Here is a 19,660-nt window from a genome sequence, read left to right as displayed (position 1 = left end):
GATCTTCAGTGCTACATAGATCCAGTGTGGGAGCGGGCTTGCTCGCGAAACAGACGACTCGGTATTTCTCAGGTACGCATCCCGCGCCCGCTGACCAGCAACCGCGCACAACCGAAATACAGCACCACGGTCGCGACCAGCATGAAGGCGATCGCCACGCTGATACGGATATCCGATACGCCGAGGATGCCGTAACGGAATGCGTTGACCATGTGCAGCACCGGGTTGGCCAGGGATACGGTCTGCCAGAACGGCGGCAGCAAAGTGATCGAATAGAACACCCCGCCCAGGTAGGTCAGTGGCGTCAGCACGAAGGTCGGGATGATCGAGATGTCATCGAAATTGCGCGCAAACACCGCGTTGATGAAACCCAGCAACGAGAAGATCGTCGCGGTCAGCACCACCACCAGAATGGTCACGCCCAGGTGATGCACCTGCAAATGGGTGAAAAACAGCGAAAGCAGGGTCACGATGATCCCCACCATCAACCCGCGCAGTACACCACCCAGGGTGTAGCCGATCAGAATGGTGTGCGGCGACAGCGGCGAGACCATCAGTTCTTCAATGGAGCGCTGGAATTTACTGCCGAAGAAACTCGACACCACGTTGCCGTAGGAGTTGGTGATCACCGACATCATGATCAGTCCCGGCACGATGTACTCCATATAAGTGAAGCCACCCATGTCGCCTATTTGCCGACCGATCAGATTACCGAAGATCACGAAGTACAGGACCATGGTGATGGCCGGCGGCAGCAAGGTCTGCGGCCAGATCCGGGTGAAACGCCGGACTTCACGGTAAACGATGGTGTTGAGGGCAACGAGGTTGGGGCGCAGCTCGGAACTCATACCGCCACCTTCGACAGATTTTTCTCCACCAGGGACACGAACAACTCCTCGAGGCGATTGGTTTTGTTACGCAGGCTCAACACTTCGATGTTCTGCTGTGCCAACTGGGTGAACAGCGCGGTGATGCCCATGGACTTGTCCACCTGGACTTCCAGGGTGTGACTGTCGATCAGCCGGGACGGGTAGCCGAGCAACTGAGGCGCGGCTGGCAGGACGCCCTTGAGGTCAAGCAGGAAGGTTTCGACATGCAGTTGGCTGAGCAACTGACGCATGCTGGTGTTCTCGACGATGGTGCCATGGTCAATGATGCCGATGTTACGGCACAACTGCTCAGCCTCTTCCAGGTAGTGGGTGGTGAGGATGATGGTGATGCCTTTCTGGTTCAACTCGGTGAGGAAGCTCCACATCGAACGACGCAGCTCGATGTCCACCCCGGCAGTCGGTTCATCGAGGATCAGCAGGCGCGGCTCATGAACCAGCGCGCGGGCGATCATCAGGCGCCGCTTCATGCCGCCGGACAACGAACGCGACGGCACATCCTTCTTGTCCCACAGGCCGAGTTGGGTCAGGTACTGCTCGGCACGTTCCTTGGCGATTTTCGCCGGGATGCCGTAGTAACCGGCCTGGGTCACGACGATGTCGAAGGTCTTTTCGAACTGGTTGAAGTTGAATTCCTGAGGCACCACGCCGATGGAGCGTTTGAGCTGTGCAGGATTCTTGTCCAGGTCGTGACCGAAGATATTCACCGTGCCGCTGGTCTTGTTCACCAGGGTCGAGAGAATGCCGATGGTCGTGGATTTGCCGGCGCCGTTCGGGCCGAGCAAGGCGAAAAAGTCACCTTCGGCGACATCCAGATCGATACCGTTCAGGGCCTGGAAACCGTTGCCGTAGGTTTTGGTTAGCTGCCGGATGGACAGAGCGGAACTCATATCTGATTTACGCACCAAGATGGGAAAAAAGGGTCAGGTAAGGGCGGGCGGCGCGCATTGCAACCACGTCGCATCAGCGCAATGGTGCTTGTCGCCGCCACACAAGTACAGTCAAGCGTGTCGATAGTGAGTATTAAGTCAACGCGGTCATGACGGCTTTGCGGTACGCCGGACGCTGTTTCAATCGTGTGTACCAGGCCTCCAGATGAGGCTGGGGCGCGCGTTCGATCGGCATCTCGAACCAGGCATAAATAAAACTGCCCAGGGGAATATCGCCCATGCCGATCTCGTCTCCCGACAGGTAGGGTTTGCTTGCCAGAGCCTGATCGGCCATCGCCAGCAGCGTGTCGCATTCCTTGATCGCCGCCTTGATGGCGGGCCAGTCCTGCTGGTCTGCCGGGGTACGCAGCACGCCCCAGAATACGGTGCGGAACGGGCCGGCAAAGCTTGAGGTGGTCCAATCCATCCACTTATCGGCAGTGGCGCGGGCCTTTAGATTTTTTGGGTACCAGGCCGTGCCGTCAGCATGCAAGGCCATGAGGTAACGCACGATGGCGTTGGATTCCCACAGCACGAAACCGTCGTCTTCAATGACAGGCACGCGACCATTGGGATTCATGGCGCGGTACTCGGGCGTATCGACGACACCAAAGGCGCCACCGGCATCGATAGCCTCGTAGGCCAGCCCCAGCTCTTCGGCGGCCCACAATGGTTTTCTGACATTCGACGAGTTTTTCCGACCCCAGATCTTCAGCATGACCGCCTCTTTTTCAGTAAGTGGGCAGGCAGCATACGCCGGATCAGGCGCGACTCAAATCGCTCTGCATGTCACCCGACAGCGGTTGCTGCTGCACACCAAACAGGTGCGGATAGCATTTTTCCAAGTGTTCGAAAAAGAACGCTTCAGGTACGTCGGCGAACTGGCCGTGATCAACCAGGTACTCCATCAGCTTCGCGCCATCGCGGTTGAAAGGATGAAAAACGCTGTCGTTGATCCCGTCGAATTCCAGCGGCGCCACATTGAACAGATCGCAGAGTTTGCGGTTGAACGCTGGCGTCGCCTTGACCCAGCGATCCTGCAAATAAAATTCGGTGTAGCCATGCATGGCGAACATGTCGCTCTTGAGCAATTCAAGCAGCCGTGGCGTCGACAAATGATTGCGTACATCCGCCAGGCCGATCCGCGCGGGAATCCCGCAATGCCGCGCTGCACCTGCCAGTAGCGTGGCCTTGGGCACGCAGTAACTCTCCCCGGTCGCCAGTGCATGACTGCCGCGCAGAGTCTGTGGATCGCGACTGAACGTGTACGGGTTGTAGCGCACCGCCTCGCGCACCGCGTAATAGAGACTGATCGCCTGCTCGAGCGGATCGCGGCTGGCGCCACGGTGTTTTTCGGCGAACTCCACCACGGACGGATGGTCACTATCGATGAAGCGGCCGGGACGCAGATACTCGTGCATGAGAATAATCTCCTGGGGAAGCCCCGAGTCTAGCGAGAGCTTCAGCACAGAGATAACGACATTTCGGCCAAACATGGGCGCTTTGCCGCTTGCTCAATGAACGTTTCCCACGTGTGCGACCCATCTGTCGCACGAAAATCATCGGGGGGTTCCTACGAATCCAATCACATCGCTCTGACCTGTCCGTTTTGCGGATGCCGTCTAAGCTTTGTGGGCTGGTTCGCCCTGGTTTCACGGAGGAATGAATATGCTGCTGTTGTGGATACTGGTTCTGCTGGTCGGGATTGCTTATTTGGCCCACCGCCGCATCGCCCCGCTGCCCGCCCTGACCATCGTGGCTGTCTATGTCGTGGCAATGGGCGCTTTCAGCCGTGCGCCGGGCTGGTTGCTGCTGGTTTGCTGGATATTGATCGCCGCCGTCGCCGCGCCCTTGCTGCTGCCCGACCTGCGCCGCAAATTGCTCAGCGCGCCGATGTTCAACTGGTTCCAGAAAACCCTGCCGCCGATGTCGCAAACCGAACGCGATGCCATCGACGCCGGCACGGTCTGGTGGGACGGCGAACTGTTCAGTGGCCGTCCGGACTGGAGCAAACTGCTGTCCTACCCCAAAGCACAATTGAATGAAGAAGAACAGGCTTTCATCGACGGGCCGACCGAAACACTCTGCACCATGGTCAGTGAATGGCAGCTCGGTCAATCCATGGACCTGCCGCCCGAAGCCTGGACATTCATCAAGGACAACGGTTTTTTCGCCCTGATCATCCCCAAGGAGTTTGGCGGCAAGGGTTTCTCCGCCTATGCCCACTCGCAAGTGGCGATGAAACTGGCGAGCCACAGCGGCGACCTCGCAACGACCGTGATGGTCCCCAACTCCCTGGGCCCAGCCGAACTGTTGCTGCATTACGGCACCGATGAGCAACGCAATCATTACCTGCCACGCCTGGCGCGCGGCGACGACATCCCGTGCTTTGCCCTTACCGGTCCGCTGGCCGGTTCCGACGCTGGCGGCATGCCGGACTCCGGAGTGATCTGCAAAGGTGAATGGCAGGGCCAGGAAGTCCTCGGCCTGCGCCTGAACTGGGAAAAGCGCTACATCACCCTCGGCCCGGTGGCCACCCTCCTCGGCCTGGCGTTCAAGGCTTACGACCCGGATCACCTGCTGGGCGACAAGGAAGACCTGGGCATCAGCCTGGCGTTGATTCCGACCGACACCGCAGGCGTCGAGATCGGTCGCCGCCACCTGCCGTTAGGCGCTGCATTCATGAACGGCCCGAACGCCGGCAAGGATGTGTTCGTCCCGCTGGAATTCCTCATTGGCGGCCAGGAAATGCTCGGCAAAGGCTGGATGATGCTGATGAATTGCCTCTCGGTCGGGCGTTCGATTTCCCTGCCGGCGGTGGGTACCGGCATGGCCAAGTTCACCAGCCTGGTGACGGGCCAATACGCTCAGGTTCGCGAGCAGTTCAATGTGCCGATTGCCGCTTTCGAAGGCATTCAGGAGGCCATGGCGCGCATTGGCGGCAACACCTGGATGATGGACGCCGCCCGCATGCTGACTGCCAATGCGGTCGACCTGGGCGAGAAACCGTCAGTGCTGTCGGCGATTCTCAAGTACCACCTCACCGAACGCGGCCGCGACTGCATAAGCGATGCGATGGACGTGCACGGCGGCAAGGCAATCATCCAGGGGCCGAACAATTACCTGGGTCGCAAATGGAACTGCGCGCCGATCTTCATCACCGTGGAAGGTGCGAACATTCTCTCGCGCAACCTGATGATCTTCGGCCAGGGCGCGATTCGCTGCCATCCCTTCATCCTCAAGGAAATGGCCCTGGCCAGTCGTGAAGACAAGGATCAGGCACTCAGAGAATTCGATGACCTGCTGCTCAAGCACATCGGCTTTGCCGTGAGTAACGCCGCCAGTACGCTGGTGTTGAATCTCGGTTTCGGGCACCTGGAACACACCCCGGGCGACAAACTCAGCCAGGGTTACTTCCGCGCACTCAATCGTCAGGCCGCGGCTTTCGCCCTGCTCGCCGACCTCAGCATGATGCTGCTGGGTGGTGAACTGAAGCGCCGGGAACGTCTGTCCGCACGGCTGGGTGATGTGCTGAGCAACCTCTACCTGGCCTCGGCCGCACTCAAGCGCTACCACGATCTCGACTCACCGCAGTACATGACGCCACTGCTGGCCTGGGCCATGGAAGAAAGCCTGGGGCAGGCCGAGCGCGCCATGGATGAACTGTTGAGCAACTTCCCGAACAAAGTCATCGGCTGCCTGTTGCGGGTGATCGTGTTCCCGTTCGGTCGCCGGCACAAAGGGCCATCGGACAAACTCGGTGCCGAAGTCGCTGCATTGATTGGCCGCGCCAAGGGCGACCCGGCCCTGGAGGAATTGCTTCAGGGTTGCTATCGCCCACAAGCGAGCGACGACCCGGTCGGTGCATTGCAACACGCCTGCAACTTGTTGAGCGCCGCACAGCCATTGCAGAAAAAGCTGCATGTGGCACTCAAGAGTGGTCAGGTCAAACCGCTGGCCGGCGAGTCGGTGATCGATGCCGCCCTCGAGGCTGGCGTGTTGCAGCCGATGGAAGCCCAAACCCTGCGTGAAGCCGAAGCGGCCCGGCGCAAGGTGATCGACGTCGATGACTTTGACCAAAAGGCTTTGGCGCTGGCCAAGGGAAAAGTCCGCTGATCCCTTCAAACATGTAAAAACGGGCGCGGGCGCTTTATACTCCCGCGCCCGTTTTGCTCTTGAGGACTTATCTCGTGTCCAACATCGTTGCCGATCATCTCGTTTTACTCGACCACCTGCGCAGCATCCTGGTCGCCGTAGGTGAGGCCGAGCAGGTTCCCGAAGAAAGCCATGCCTTGTTCCTTGAGCGCTTCGACGAATTGCTGGCGTCACTGCCGATCGATCCGATCGAAAGCCAATACCTGGGCCAGGACATTCTGTGCCAGGTCATCACTCGCTATCCGCAAATCGCCCACCTGATTCCACGGGATCTGCTGTGGTATTTCGCCGGTGATTGCCTGCACTACTTGTCCGATGAAGAAATCGACCTGTATCAGGCACTGGAAGAACGCCGCTTCGAAGCCGAACAGAACGACGAACCTTTCGACTGGAACCAGGAAAAACAGCTGCTGGCGTTGTCGAACCAGGACAGCAAGCACTGATCGTCAATCAGTGAAGCCAAAGGCCCGCATGCTTGAGCATGCGGGCCTTTTTTGTTTATTGCCTTCAGCGCACCCCGTCAACATCAGGCAAGCCCACTGCGCTGCGACCCTGCCCACCCGCCTATCTCCAGCCTTTGCACCAATGCTTTTCTTTAAATTCATGGCACTTTGGTTTGATTGAACTACCTTCAAACAATAAGAAGTCATGACGGCTTGATTTTCCACGTCAGCTTCAGTGATCAGTCAGCGAATTGGCAAAAGGAGTTACCTCACCATGGTCCTGGCAGGCGTTTTCCGGCTCTGTACCTTCATTGCCGACTACTTTGCGGGGGGAACCAGGTCGCCCCATAGGCGCAAGTCTCGCGCTGGCGGGCAGTCCAGGTATGCGGATCACTCAAAACCGTTTTTGCAGAGGTCGCTCGCTGTCCAGCCCGGTCCGCGAATGGCGCCCGCTCGTGTGTAGCACGCAAGGAATAATGCCAAGGCCCTGGATAAGTGGTCTGGCGCATTGGGGGGATAACCCGGTCCCCGTGAAGTGATCCGAGACGACTCAGTCCGCCTAAAGACGGCCTATCCAGTGAGGATGTACTTAATGAGCTTTCGTACCGAGCCCGCTTTCAAGCGAATTATCCATGGCCTGTTCTGGATGGGCCTCAGCGTGGATGCGGCTCAGGCCGCGCCGGCCAATTGCCCGCAACTGGACAATTGGCCGACAACCTACGAGGTCGGTCAGGGGCTGCAGAGTGAACTGCGCAGCCCCGTTGCGGTAACGCAACTGGCGGTGGGTGACCCGAAAATTGCCGACGTGCAACCCAGCGGCAGCAACGCGTTCATACTCACGGGCCTTGCACCGGGGACCACCAGCCTGATGGTCTGGACCGCCTGCTCGAAAACGCCGCGCCAAAGCATGGTGTTCGTCAAGGGTAAAGCCACAGCGGCGCTGACCAGCGTGCCGTCGGTGCCTTCCGACGACCCGCTGCTGCCGAGCCAGGTGCAGACCGATATCCGCTTCGTTGAAGTCAGCCGGACCAAGCTCAAGGAAGCCTCCGCCTCGATTTTCGGCATCCGCGGCAACTTCCTGTTCGGCTCGCCGAGAACCTTGCCCACCATCGGCGGCATTGTCACGCCGTCGGTGCCGGTGAATAACAACAACTTCAATCTCACGTTTGCTACCGGCAATACCATCGTGGCGCTCAACGCGCTGGAAGGCAGCGGTTTCGCCTACACCCTGGCGCGGCCAAGCCTGGTAGCGCTCAGCGGGCAAAGTGCGAGCTTCCTGGCCGGCGGTGAAATACCGATTCCGGTGCCCAGTTCAGGCAGCGATAACGTGTTCATCGAGTACAAGGAGTTCGGTATCCGCCTGACCCTGACGCCGACCATTGTCGGGAAAAACCGTATTGCGCTGAAGGTGGCGCCGGAGGTCAGCGAACTGGATTTCACCAACGCCGTGAGCATCGCCGGCACGGTCGTCCCGGCTCTGACCGTGCGCCGTACCGATACCAGCATCTCCCTGGCCGACGGCGAAAGCTTCGTCATCAGCGGCCTGATCAGCTCCCGCAACAATTCCCAGGTGAACAAGTTTCCTGGGCTGGGCGATATCCCGGTTCTGGGCGCGTTTTTTCGCGACAACACCATCAATCGTGAAGAGCGCGAACTGCTGATGATCGTTACCCCGCATCTGGTCCAGCCACTGGCGGCCAATGCACAACTGCCGTCATTGCCTGGCGAACAGCTGCGCAATTACGACCCGAACTTCTATCGCATGTTCTTCCTGGAAAATGGCGACTTCGACAGTCGCAGCGGGCTTTCGCAATGAACCAGAGCCTGAACCGGACTTGTCTCGCCCTCACTCGTAACGGTGACGTTGCACGCTGGCCGGGCCAACCTTATTGCCATTGGCCGGGCGTTCAACGTGTTGTAGCCAGAGGACCTTCAATGAAAGCAGTCATTGCAATAGCGGCGACATTAATGCTCGCCGGTTGTGCCAGCCATGGCCTGTCTTCGCGACCGGCCAGCTGTGCCAAGCCCGATTCGGAGCAAGAACTGGCCCTGAACCTGGCCGACAGCATGGCCGACGAAGGTCGTTTGTATGCCAGCCTGGCAAATCTGGAAGGAATGCCCGATAGCCTGGTCCAGGTTCGCCTGCGCAAGGCTCGGGTGCTGCGCTTGATGGGGCGTAGCGGCGACGCGCAACCCTTGTACGAAAGCTTGCTCGGCACCTGCATGGCGGCTGAAGGGGAACTTGGCCTGGGCCAACTGGCCGCCGCCAAAAATGATAACGCCAGCGCTGCCACTCACCTTGAGCGTGCGGTGCAGATGGCCCCCACCGACGACAGGATGCGCAACGACCTGGGGGTCGTCTACCTCAATCAGCACCGGATCCCTGAAGCACGCTTTGAGTTCATGACCGCCATGGAGCTCAAGCAGGCAAACACACTGGCGGCACTCAATATGGTGACGCTGCTGATCTATCAGGATAACTGGAAATCGGCCGCCGAACTCGTGACCCGCGCCGACTTGAGCCCCAAGCAAGTCGTAGAGGCTCAAACCCGCGCGGAAAAACTCAAGGCCTCCGCCAAAAAAGTGGTGGCTGCCGATGGTAATCGCAAGGCTGAGGTAGCCGATGCCTCTACCAGTGCGAGCAAGTAAAACGTACGAGGAGTCGAGATGAATACCAAACGGCTGTTGATCCTGTGCACGGCTTGCCTGTCCACCACTGCCTGGGCCATTGAGCCAGGCCCCTCTTCGCCGTATCAACAAGGCACCGAACAGTGGTTGCAGCTGCAGATTCGCGGTGTGGTTGCCTCCCCTCACCTGCAAACCGCTTCGGCCACCGAACGTGACCTGGCCATGCAGCGCTGGCTGAACAGCTTCAACTTCCCGATTCCGGAATTTTATGACCAGGATACAGCGGGACAAATGACCATCGGCAACGGTAACTGAGGCCGGTAGATGGATGATCAACCTCTGACGTAGTCCGCAGTGGCCTGGCTGCAAAGCCGGGCTTGATGTCGTGCACAGGAAAATACAGTCCAGATACTACAAAGTGGAGCAAGCGATTGGAGTGAATGCACTCCGTACGCCAGCTCCACCCCGCTCTTATGCAGTACAGCCATCCAGTTCTACAGTAAACCATTCCTGCTCACTTACCGAATGCTCTGAGTACCCCGATCAGGGGGGGACCGATGGCTACCAGAAAGAAGCTCGGCCACAGGCAGAAAATCAGCGGAAATACCAGCTTGGTACCGACTTTCGCCCCCATCTCTTCGGCGGCTTGCGTACGCCGGTCACGAAATTCATCGGCATAGATACGCAGGGTGTCCGCCACGCTGGTGCCGAAGCGGATACTTTGCGCCAACAGGCTAACCAGCCCTTGCACATCTTCCAGGCCGGTGCGCACAGCCAGTTGTTTGAGTGCTTCGGTACTGGGAATGCCGGCGCGGATTTGCGAGTTGACCAGCGCCAGTTCCTCAGCCAGTTCAACCTGGCTGACCGACATTTCCTCTGCCACCCGCTCAATGGTCTGCGGCAATGCCAGACCCGACTCCACGCACACTACCATCAGGTCCAGGGCATCCGGGAAGGCGGCACGCAGGTTGCCCTGCCTGATCTGCTTGCGCTTATCGACATACATCGCGGGCAGCAACCACCCGGCACCAGCAGTCATTGACACCACCAACAACCCCATATTCAGAGAAAGCCCGGAAAACATCGGCAACAACAACAGCGCAAGGCCAACCGAAATCAGTGGCAGCAGCAGGCGCACCGCCCAGTACATCTGTACCGCCGTGGGCGAGCGGTAACCGGCGTGCATCAACAGGGTTTGGGTGGCAGACGTTTTAGCCGACTCAGCCGAGCCAAAGCGTTGACCGACGCGCTCCAGCAATAATTGCAGATTACCCGGCAAGTCCTGCCCGGCGGTACTCCCTGAATGACCACGCTTGATAAGCGCCAGACGACGCTGTACCGGATCCTGCAGCCCAAACACCAGCAACATCACGGTGATGACCGCGAGCACCGCACTCAATCCGATAGCACCGACGAACAACAAACGCGCCAGCTGCGCATTGCCCACTACCTGACTGAACAACCCGAGCAAATAGTCCATGACCTGCACCTCCGCGAATCGAATACCACTCAAACCTGAATCCGGATGATTTTGCGGATCCAGAGAATCCCCAGCAACATGGCGCCGAAAGCCCCGATAATCAGCTTTTGACCTGTGGGATCATTGATCAACACAGGCAAGTAACTGGGGGTTGTGATCAGGATCGCCGCAGCCAACACGAAGGGAATGGCCACCAGCACCCAAGCCGATATACGTCCTTCAGCCGACAAGGTTTTAATCTTGCGCTGGAAACGGAAACGCCCGCGAATCAGGCTACTCAGACGCTCCAGCACCTCGGTCAGATTACCGCCGGTCTCGCGATGAATAAGGATCGAGGTCACCAGCATCATCACCGTCATGCTGGGCATCCTCTCCAGCAGGCCGAGCATGGCCCGGCGCACATCGTTGCCATAGTTGATATCAGCGAAGGTCAGGCCGAACTCCTGAGCCACCGGCCCCTTGTGCTCCTCGGCCACCAGGCGCAGGGTTTCGTTGAATGGGTGCCCGGCGCGCAGAGCGCGGCACATGGCATCCAGCGCGTCTGGCAGGCCTTCCTCGAACGCAGCGAAACGCTTGCCACGGTCGCGAGAGATTTTCAGTACTGGGAACCAGAAGGCCGCGAAACCCACCACCAGCGCCATCCACCAGACTGGCGAGACCATCCAGATCAAGATACCCGCCCAGACACCCAGCACCAGGCCGAGCAGCAATACCCGATAGGCCCGGTATTCGTGCCCGGACTGCTCAATCATTTGCGTCAATGCTTCCATGAAGGGCAGTTGCTCCAGCCTGGCCTCCAGTGGCGATAAACGCGTCAGGTACTTCTGCCTCAATACCGTTTGCATGTTGGGCAAATTATTAGCTTTCTCCAGTACATGCAGGCGGCCACGGATGCGCTTGCGCATCTTGCCGGCCTCGCCGAACACCGGCACCGCCACCCCCTGGGACAGGAGGAACACGGCAATAAACACCATGCCGAGGAACATCAGAATGAATTCACCGGGAACCTGGTTCATGGCTGCCGCGCCTCCATCCATTCAGGCCTGAACATTGTCAGCGGCAACTCGATGCCGCGCTTGGCCAGCACATCGCGGAAAGCGGGGATCATGCCGCTGGGCCGATAATCACCCAGCACTTCGCCGTTTTCGCCCATGCCATGGCGCGCGAAGGAGAAGATTTCGGTCATGGTGATGATCTCACCCTCCATGCCGTTGATTTCCTGCACACTGACCAGGCGGCGCTTGCCATCCTCCTGACGCTCCAGCTGGATCACCACATCGATGGCCGAAGCGATCTGCTGACGCATGGCCTTGATCGGGAAGGTCGCCCCGGTCATCGACACCATGTTCTCGACCCGCCCTAACGCATCGCGCGCGGTGTTAGCGTGGATCGTGGTCAGCGAGCCATCGTGACCGGTGTTCATCGCGGTCAGCATGTCCAGTGCCTCGACGCCACGCACTTCGCCGATCACGATGCGGTCCGGCCGCATCCGCAGGCTGTTGCGCACCAATTCCCTTTGGCTCACCTCGCCACGTCCCTCAATGTTCGAAGGCCGGGTTTCCAGACGCACCACGTGGGGTTGCTGCAGTTGCAGTTCGGCCGAGTCCTCGATGGTGACGATCCGCTCGTTATGCGGAATGAAACTGGACAGGACATTGAGCATGGTGGTCTTGCCACTGCCGGTACCGCCGGAAATCAGCACGTTCAAGCGCCCGCGGACAATCGCCTTGAGCAAAAGGGCAATGGCCGGGGTCAACGTCCCCACCTGGATCAGGCTGTCGGTATTGAGCAGGTCCACCGCAAAGCGCCGGATCGATACGCTCGGGCCGTCGATGGCCAGCGGCGGGATAATCGCGTTGACCCGCGAACCGTCCTTGAGCCGGGCGTCCACCAACGGCGAGGACTCGTCGATACGCCGCCCCAGGCTGGAGACGATGCGGTCGATGATGTTGAGCAAATGCTGATCGTCGCGAAAGCGCACATCGGTGCGTTGCAGTTTGCCGAAGCGCTCGACATAGACCGAGGCATGGCCGTTGACCAGAATGTCGGACACGCTGTGGTCAGCCAGCAACGGTTCCAGAGGGCCAAGGCCGAGCACCTCGTCGGTGATCTGCTTGATGATCAACTGGCGGCTGGACGTACTCACCGGTGCCGAATGCTCATCGAGCAGGCGCTGGCAAATATCGCGAATCTGCCGCGTGGCCTCAGCCTGTTCAAGGGAATCCAGCAAGGACAGGTCCATGACCTTGAGCAACTGCTGGTAGATCCTTTCTCGCCACTCGGCTTCCACCGGGGTGACCTGACTTTTGGTTTCGTAAAGAACGTCCGGCGTTGCACGCTCCCACGCCATTATTTCCTCTGCCGGATCCAGCGGGTCATCACCCGGTTGGTCAGCCGGTGTCGAGGCGGGTTTACCGGCCTGTTTGCGCAAGCGGTTACGAAAGTCGCTGATCATGAGTCATCCCCCGAAAAAACGGTTGAAGGCGCGTTTGAACAAGCCTTTGTTTCCAGTCATCTGCTTGCCGGCCAAGTCCTCGGCCATGTTGCCCAGCGCAGCGGTGATTGCCGCCCTCGGTGCATGCAGACCCAACGGCACGCCAGTGTTCTGACTCTGGCTGACCAGGTTAAAGTCGTTGGGTAATTTCGACAGATTCGTGCAGCGCAACGCCTCGCCGATATCTTTGAGGCTGATCGCTGCTGCCTTGTCATAACGGTTGACCACTATCTGCAATTGATCCCCACGCACGCCCAGGTCTTCGCGAAGAATCCGCACCAGGGAGCTGGCATCCCGCAGATGGCCGACACTCTGCTGCAGCACCACGTACACCCGGTCCACCTGTTCCAGCACGGAGCCGGTGAGGTGGTCGATTTGCCGCGGCAGATCGACCACTATCCAGTCGTAGCTGCCGCGAGCCAACTGCAACAGGGTATCAAGTTGCTCGGGTTGGGCATCCTGCGACAGACACAGCTCACCGGCCCGGCCACCCAGCACATGCAAGGTCGGGCTGAAGTGGCTGCAAAAACCGCGTAACGCGACGCTGTCCATGCCGTCGACCTGATGCAACACTTCCAGATGGCTGTGCGTCAGCGCCACATCCAGATAATGCGTCACGCTGCCAAATTGCAGGTCCATATCCAGCAACAGGGTACTGCCTCCCTTCATGCTGAGCTGCTGAGCCAGGTTGCAGGCCAGCAAGGTTCCGCCGGAACCGCCCTTGGCGCTGATCACGGCGATCAATTTCCCGACTGTCCCGCTGCCGCTCCGGACCTCCATGACCAGGCGATTCAAGGCGGCGACCAGTTCTGTCTCGGCGACGGGCTCCGGCAACACGTCACGGGCACCGGCCTGCATCGCCAGGCGCATGCCTTCCTGTTCGCTCAACAGTCCGCACACCAACATCGGCGGACGCTCATGGGCCGGGCGTTGCAACAGTGCCGCCAGCTCCTCACGCCACAGGTGGCTGACGCGCAACAGCAACAGATCGGGCATCCGGTCCAGACCGTAGAGCGGGTCGACATGCCCGTTGCTCACCAGGCGAGTGCTCACCTCCAGGCAGGGCATGCGTTGGCAGACGCTCTGCAGGTCGCGCAACGACGTGGCATCACGGCTGCTGATCAGCAACCTGAGCCCGGCTTTGCCGGTCGAACTGGAGAGTGGAGTGTCCCTGGTATTCAGCATGGCGTGATCTCCCCGGAATCGGAATGACGCCCGAGGCTTTCGCGTGGCAACGTTGCCCTGAATGTAGGCAGGGTAATGGGCACGCCGATCCCGGGAATGAACAAATTGAAAACGAAGTTCTGCAGACTCAACCGGACATAGCGGATGGCACGAAAACCATTGACGCTGACCAGGTCAGCGGGGTTGGCCACCAGCGCACCGTTCACGTCCAGATAGGTCAGCGTCAGATTGGTGGTGGCCAGATCGCCGATCAGTTGGCTATTACCTGCATCGCTCGCGGCATTGAAGATCGCTCGCCGCAACACCACCGGATCGCTGATATTGCACACCGCCGCCAGGCGCGTACCACGGCGTACGGCTTCATCCAGCGCATTGACCGTGAAGTACAGGCGGCCCATTTCCAACACGCCGAACAACAACGTGAACATCAGCAGACCAATGAAGGCGAACTCCACCGTATAGGTGCCGCGCATGTGTTTTCTGTTCATCACAGGGCCCTCATCACGGTAGTGGCGACCAGCGGAATGCTCAGTGCAATCGGATTACCAAAAAAACCGGGAAGCGATCCGGTGCAATTGCCAGCACCAATCACCGGGCAGAACGTGTAAGTGATGGTGACCCGCACATGGTCAGTGCCCACTGCGGCAACGACCACGTTGCCAGTCGTCAGCCCTGACACCACAGCAGTCCCAGTGTTGGCCGGCACGCCATACACCGCCACGTTTTGCGTCTGGGTCAGTAGCGTATCGCTCAGGGTGATCATACCCAGCGTCGAGTTCCAGGCCTGGCTGGCGACAAAACGGTCGGCATCGCGGCTGGCCTGTAGCAGGACGTTGTACTGATAGAGCATGCGGCCGAACTCACCGAAGGCCAGCAACAGCAGCAGCAACACCGGCAGGACCAGGGTGAATTCCACCATGGCCAGGCCTTGCTGGCGCTGCCGGTGTTTAAATCCGTGAAGTCTCATGACGCCTCCTACGAGTCAGTGCTCGGAGTGCCGCTGCCGTTGAGATAGGTTTTGTAGAGCTGAATGATCTGCGGCCCAGTAGAGGTTGATGGAGAGGGGCCGGCCACGTTGTCGCCTTCGCACTCCTTCACGAACTGGCCGAAGATCTGCGAGTCGCCGCCGCCACCACTCACGGGCTGCACAACGAAATAGCAACCAAAACCGAGAACGGGGATCGAGGTTGAACCACCCTGTTTGCCGGTGCAGTTGCCCACCACGACTTTCAGCATCCGGCGCTCGAACACCCCATTGCCCTGACAGCCACTGCCGGACCCTGCCACACACGCGGCAACGCTTGCACGCCAGTCGTTGTAGTCAAATATCGCATTGCCGCCCGCCGTGAGATTGCCGTTGTCCGAGGTAACGGCTTGCCCCTGGTACTTCGGGCCTGTGCCGTTGTCAGTGATTGCGGGGTTACTGGATGTGGTCACCAGATCCGGTGGATAGGCCGAGGCACTGATCTGGCCGCCGCTGTAGATGCCGAAGCGTGTATTCAGCCCTTGAGAGGTAGGGCCGGCCGTGTTGCCAGGAGCGGTCTGGACATTGTCCCCAACATCGCGACAGACCCTGCCGCCTCCGGCCAGATCCTCCCTGACCTGACTGCCGCCCGAGCCAAAATCGAGCAACTGAAAGTTGCCTGGACCAATGGGCGACGAACTGCCGGAAGCCGTCTTCAATACCTGCAAATCACCAAACTGGAAGCCCCAGAACATGCCCGTGCCCGGGTTGTATTGAGTCGGGTCGCCACAGACCATCAAAGGTGAGAGATCGCAGGGGTTGGTAGGGCTGGGGCCAGCGGTGGCGATCGCTGCCACCGCTTTGGCTCCCAGGCCGCCAGGGCCGAATGTCTGGGCGAAGTTCCAGAAAAATCCCGTCAGGTTATAGCTCGGTACCGATACCCGAACGTACTTGGCATCCGCTGGCCCGGGATAGGAGAAAGGGCCATAGACGCTGCTTGCCAGCTCCACCACTGCAAATGCACCGGCGTTGCCGCCGACCGCCGTGGCCAATTCGTTGTTGCCCGTGGCATTGGCATTCTGTGTCAGCGTATTGAGCGCGGCGGTACGCGTCGCGCTGGCACTGTTGACGCCACCCTCCACTTGACTCAGGGTCTTGGCGCCACTCAAGGCGGCGGCGTCCACCGCATTCTGCAGGCGCGTTTTGTTCAGCATCATATGCCCGCCGTCCAGAGCCAACGCCGCCATCATGGCCATCGCCGCCAACGCGATCACCATCAATACACTCACCGATCCTTCCTGGCGCCTTGGCGTCGAAGTGAACGGCCGCTGAATACGAAGATTCATCATCAAGCCCTCGATTGCCGATATCGATCCGGATCGGCTGCGCCAATATCGTGGTGACCAGGCACCTGTTGCGCCCTGTCAGCGAACTCTGACTTCTTTGGCCTCGATCCCGCGGATAATCGTGAGGGCTCTGCCCCCCTCTCCATTACCACGCAGTACTACGCGTTTTGGCTCTGTGGCGGTAGCCACCGCCATGACCGGTGCGGCAGGCGCAACAGCTGCGGTTTTCTTCTCGAGATTCAGCGGGTTACGCAGCGCCAGTTGCAACTTGCCTTCCGTCTGCGCCGTGACCAGGGTTTCCGCTTCAGCCGCCGACATCTCCAGCGTCACGGCGCGCACCACGACCGGTTGGGTCTTGTCGGTACCCGCGGTCTGATCCACCGCCAACACCCGCAAGTTCTCGAGGATGGTCCTGGACGTGGCGCTGTTACTGCCGGCATTGGTGGTTTTGGTTGCCAGTACGTCGACCCGGTTACCCGGCAACAGGAACCCGCCGACGCCGACCACATCGTCCACGCGTACCGATATGGCGCGTTTGTCAGGCGCAATCAAAGAGGCCAGGGTGCTGCCACCCAGGTGCTCGCTCAGACGCGCACCGCGCACGATGTCGCCCCGCAGAATGTCGAACGTTGCGATCTTGCCCACGGCTTTTTCGCTGGCATCGAAGGCATCGTCCGGGATCGTATCCACGGGCATGCGTACGGTCGTGACCTGTTGGGCCTCGACCATCTGCCCGAATGGAATCTCTACCGTGGCGACCACCACGCTTCGAAGGTGGTCGTCCGGGCTGGCATTGAGCCGCGCGCTCAGCCAGGAGTCGGCCATCCATGCAGCCCCAAGGCCCATGGTCAGAGAAACGCCTATCAGGGTTAGAGTACGAGAGCTCATGTCAGTATCTCCGCATCAAAGAAAGTCGAGCTGGACGAAGTAGTTGTGCCAGGCCCATTCCAACTCTTTCGGTGATAGTGGTCCGGAACCGCCCATATAACGCTGGCGATCGAGCGCCATGTTCAGGAGATCGCGGGGATGGCAGGGCACCAGGGGCATGCCTTCACTTGCATAAAGCCTTTGCAGCACATAACGCAACAACAGCGGGTCATAGGAAATGCCCAGACGCTCGTTTTCCTGACGCCAGATCTTTTCGTACTCCTCGGGCTTCAGGTAACTGAATTGCAGCTTGTAGCCAATCCGGCGAAGGAAGGCCTCATCGGCCAGCTCCAGGGGATTGAGGTTGGTGGAAAACACCAGAATCAGATCGAACGGCAGCTCGCAATGCCGGCCGCCGCCCAGGTTGAGGAAATCGCGTTTCTCTTCCATCGGGACGATCCAGCGATTCAACAGCTCGGCGGGTGCCATGCGCTGGCGCCCCATATCGTCGATGATGAACAGGCCATTGCTGGCCTTGAGTTGCAAGGCGGCCTGGTATTGACGCGTGAACGGGTCATAGCGAACGTCCAGCTGTTCCATGCTCAACTCACCGCCCGTGATGACGATCGGGCGTTTGCAGCACAGCAGTCGACGGTCGATCCCTTCGTTGAGCATCAGATTGTTCTGTTGAGCGTTTTCATCGAGGCGCTGATGCACCTGCGGGTCATAGATCTCGATCACTGACTCGTTGATGACGATGGCATGCGGGACCCAGATGGCCTCGGCGAACAAACGAATCAGCCGACTGCTGACATAAGTCTTGCCGGTACCCGCGGGGCCATAAATCATGATCGCGCGCCCGGAGTTCAGCGCCACACCCAACTGATCGAGCATCTCCTCCGTGAGCACTACGCCAGCCAGGGCATTGCGCATATCGTTGGCGTTGATGCGACCATGGTGAATGGTCTGTAGTTTGATCAGGGAGCGGTAAGTACTCACCGGGAAGGGTGCCGCACCGATATAGCCACTGCGCGACAGGGCATCGCGGGCGACACTGCGACCACGTTCGGTCAGGCCGTAACGCAACATCTGCCCACCCGTTTGACTTGCCTGGCCCAGCACTTCGACACGGCCATCCTTGCGCAGAAACGCCAGGACTTCTTCAAGTACCGCACCGGTCAGCGCCAGGCGGTCCACCAGCCGCGACATGTCCAGTACACCGGCATCAAACAAATGCTTGCACACCAACTCGCCGAGAAAACTGTCTGTCAGACCGGTTTCTCGGATTGTGCACGGCTGAGGAGCCAGTCGTTGCACCGCTTCCCGCTCATTGGGGAAGGCATCAGTATCAACCATGACGTGCATGACTAATCTCCCAACCCACTGGCAACGAGTTGCCAGTAGATGCTGCCCAGCGTGCCGAGCAAAATTGCAACAGCGTAAGGAAAGGGCTTGCCGGCCGCCTCGTCCGCACTCGGTGCCAGGTAGGCCCGAGCCTTCAGAATCAGCCAATAACGCCCCAGGGTTTGCAACATCTGACCGTGCACCAGCACAATCAGAAAACCGCACAGGCCGCCGAATACCAGACTGTATAGGGCGGCCCACAATGCGTAATGAACCGGCAGGAAGCTGCCAACCATGGCCATCAACTTGACGTCGCCGGCGGCCATGCCCCCCACGGCATACATGGGCAGAAACAGCGCAAAACAGATCAGGATGCCCAACAGGCCGTCACCCAACCCGCTCAACCCACCTGAATAAGTCTGACCGGCTAATCCCAAGGCCAGACCCACGAGGATCAGCAGGTTGGGAATGCGGTGGCGACGAATATCGCTCACCACCGCTATGCCCAGCAGCCCTATCAGCAAACCAGTAGCCACCAGCTGCTCGATGGACATCACATCATCCCCCTATCGGAAATTACTGTTACCGGCAAGCACCACCACCAACGGCGGTGCACAACGCAGTGATTCGCGTATGTACGTTCGTTCCGAGATCGGTGAACGCGAAGGCAACAGCTGCCGTAATCAACCCTCCCGCTACCGCATACTCCACAATGGTCAGGCCATCTTCGTCTTTGACGAACTTCAGTACCGAAGCCTTGATTGTTTGCATGATCATTTTGCCCACCTCACTCGAATGTTGTTTTTTCCGGAGGCAGTACTTTCTGCGCTGCCTGATGCAACCCTAGTCAGTGGCAAGGCATGGGCGTTAGGAAGATTTTGCACATCGCTAGGACTTTTTTGCTGAGTGGCCAAATAGGGGTCATTGGCCTTTGCCGA

At 59.3% G+C, this 19,660-nt stretch carries 20 protein-coding genes; 5 read left to right on the top strand and 15 right to left on the bottom strand.

What is annotated here, in order from left to right; translation table 11 throughout:
- Positions 1–68: 68 nt before the first annotated feature.
- From ABIA48_RS22065 to ABIA48_RS22050, 4 genes are all read right to left on the bottom strand, one after another.
- Complete coding sequence (locus ABIA48_RS22065) at positions 69–848, bottom strand: ABC transporter permease (protein ID WP_007991638.1); 780 nt, start codon at positions 846–848, stop codon at positions 69–71.
- Positions 845–1,777, bottom strand: coding sequence for an ABC transporter ATP-binding protein (locus ABIA48_RS22060; protein ID WP_007991636.1), 933 nt, complete (start codon positions 1,775–1,777; stop codon positions 845–847). The genes ABIA48_RS22065 and ABIA48_RS22060 overlap by 4 nt, the downstream gene beginning before the upstream one ends.
- 133 nt (positions 1,778–1,910) lie before the next feature.
- Complete coding sequence (locus tag ABIA48_RS22055; RefSeq protein WP_429491320.1) at positions 1,911–2,534, bottom strand: glutathione S-transferase family protein; 624 nt, start codon at positions 2,532–2,534, stop codon at positions 1,911–1,913.
- Between the two features lie 43 nt (positions 2,535–2,577).
- Positions 2,578–3,237, bottom strand: a complete 660-nt coding sequence (locus tag ABIA48_RS22050; protein WP_204934070.1) for a transglutaminase-like domain-containing protein — start codon at positions 3,235–3,237, stop codon at positions 2,578–2,580.
- 247 nt (positions 3,238–3,484) lie between these two features.
- Here ABIA48_RS22050 and ABIA48_RS22045 point away from each other — a divergent pair, with 247 nt between their 5' ends.
- From ABIA48_RS22045 to ABIA48_RS22025, 5 genes are all read left to right on the top strand, one after another.
- Positions 3,485–5,932, top strand: coding sequence for an acyl-CoA dehydrogenase (locus tag ABIA48_RS22045; RefSeq protein ID WP_429491317.1), 2,448 nt, complete (start codon positions 3,485–3,487; stop codon positions 5,930–5,932).
- Between the two features lie 74 nt (positions 5,933–6,006).
- The gene (locus tag ABIA48_RS22040) at positions 6,007–6,414 is read left to right on the top strand and encodes a PA2817 family protein (protein ID WP_429491315.1); all 408 of its coding nucleotides are present in this window, start codon (positions 6,007–6,009) and stop codon (positions 6,412–6,414) included.
- A gap of 592 nt (positions 6,415–7,006) precedes the next feature.
- Positions 7,007–8,230, top strand: a complete 1,224-nt coding sequence (locus ABIA48_RS22035; protein WP_429491314.1) for a type II and III secretion system protein family protein — start codon at positions 7,007–7,009, stop codon at positions 8,228–8,230.
- A gap of 119 nt (positions 8,231–8,349) precedes the next feature.
- Positions 8,350–9,063 (top strand): tetratricopeptide repeat protein, encoded by a 714-nt coding sequence (locus ABIA48_RS22030; protein WP_429491312.1) that lies wholly within the window; start codon positions 8,350–8,352, stop codon positions 9,061–9,063.
- A gap of 18 nt (positions 9,064–9,081) precedes the next feature.
- Positions 9,082–9,357, top strand: coding sequence for a DUF3613 domain-containing protein (locus ABIA48_RS22025; RefSeq protein WP_429491310.1), 276 nt, complete (start codon positions 9,082–9,084; stop codon positions 9,355–9,357).
- 199 nt (positions 9,358–9,556) lie between these two features.
- On the opposite strand, the gene ABIA48_RS22020 is transcribed toward ABIA48_RS22025, so the two are convergent.
- From ABIA48_RS22020 to ABIA48_RS21970, 11 genes are all read right to left on the bottom strand, one after another.
- The gene (locus ABIA48_RS22020; RefSeq protein WP_429491308.1) at positions 9,557–10,522 is read right to left on the bottom strand and encodes a type II secretion system F family protein; all 966 of its coding nucleotides are present in this window, start codon (positions 10,520–10,522) and stop codon (positions 9,557–9,559) included.
- A gap of 29 nt (positions 10,523–10,551) precedes the next feature.
- The gene (locus ABIA48_RS22015) at positions 10,552–11,538 is read right to left on the bottom strand and encodes a type II secretion system F family protein (RefSeq protein WP_429491306.1); all 987 of its coding nucleotides are present in this window, start codon (positions 11,536–11,538) and stop codon (positions 10,552–10,554) included.
- Entirely contained in the window at positions 11,535–12,977 is a 1,443-nt protein-coding gene (locus tag ABIA48_RS22010; protein ID WP_429491304.1) for a CpaF family protein, read from the bottom strand. The genes ABIA48_RS22015 and ABIA48_RS22010 overlap by 4 nt, the downstream gene beginning before the upstream one ends.
- 3 nt (positions 12,978–12,980) lie before the next feature.
- Positions 12,981–14,201 (bottom strand): AAA family ATPase, encoded by a 1,221-nt coding sequence (locus ABIA48_RS22005; protein ID WP_429491302.1) that lies wholly within the window; start codon positions 14,199–14,201, stop codon positions 12,981–12,983.
- On the bottom strand, positions 14,195–14,689 hold the full coding sequence (locus tag ABIA48_RS22000; protein WP_429491300.1) for a TadE/TadG family type IV pilus assembly protein: 495 nt from the start codon (positions 14,687–14,689) through the stop codon (positions 14,195–14,197). The genes ABIA48_RS22005 and ABIA48_RS22000 overlap by 7 nt, the downstream gene beginning before the upstream one ends.
- Positions 14,689–15,168: a TadE/TadG family type IV pilus assembly protein gene (locus ABIA48_RS21995; protein WP_429491299.1), complete on the bottom strand. Its 480-nt coding sequence runs from the start codon at positions 15,166–15,168 to the stop codon at positions 14,689–14,691. The genes ABIA48_RS22000 and ABIA48_RS21995 overlap by 1 nt, the downstream gene beginning before the upstream one ends.
- An 8-nt stretch (positions 15,169–15,176) precedes the next feature.
- On the bottom strand, positions 15,177–16,514 hold the full coding sequence (locus ABIA48_RS21990) for a TadE/TadG family type IV pilus assembly protein (protein WP_429491297.1): 1,338 nt from the start codon (positions 16,512–16,514) through the stop codon (positions 15,177–15,179).
- Positions 16,515–16,589: 75 nt separating this feature from the next.
- Positions 16,590–17,399 (bottom strand): Flp pilus assembly protein CpaB, encoded by an 810-nt coding sequence (gene cpaB, locus ABIA48_RS21985; RefSeq protein ID WP_429491295.1) that lies wholly within the window; start codon positions 17,397–17,399, stop codon positions 16,590–16,592.
- A 15-nt stretch (positions 17,400–17,414) separates the two neighbouring features.
- Positions 17,415–18,743, bottom strand: a complete 1,329-nt coding sequence (locus ABIA48_RS21980) for an AAA family ATPase (protein ID WP_429491293.1) — start codon at positions 18,741–18,743, stop codon at positions 17,415–17,417.
- A gap of 2 nt (positions 18,744–18,745) precedes the next feature.
- Positions 18,746–19,276 (bottom strand): A24 family peptidase, encoded by a 531-nt coding sequence (locus ABIA48_RS21975; protein WP_429491291.1) that lies wholly within the window; start codon positions 19,274–19,276, stop codon positions 18,746–18,748.
- 28 nt (positions 19,277–19,304) lie between these two features.
- Positions 19,305–19,499, bottom strand: coding sequence for a Flp family type IVb pilin (locus tag ABIA48_RS21970; RefSeq protein ID WP_429491289.1), 195 nt, complete (start codon positions 19,497–19,499; stop codon positions 19,305–19,307).
- Between the last annotated feature and the right edge of the window lie 161 nt (positions 19,500–19,660).

Origin of the sequence: Pseudomonas sp. S30_BP2TU TE3576, assembly GCF_050436025.1 — a bacterium.
Lineage (GTDB): Bacteria > Pseudomonadota > Gammaproteobacteria > Pseudomonadales > Pseudomonadaceae > Aquipseudomonas.
Note: the sequence above shows the minus strand (reverse complement) of the source record. Positions and strands in the feature narration are given on the sequence as shown.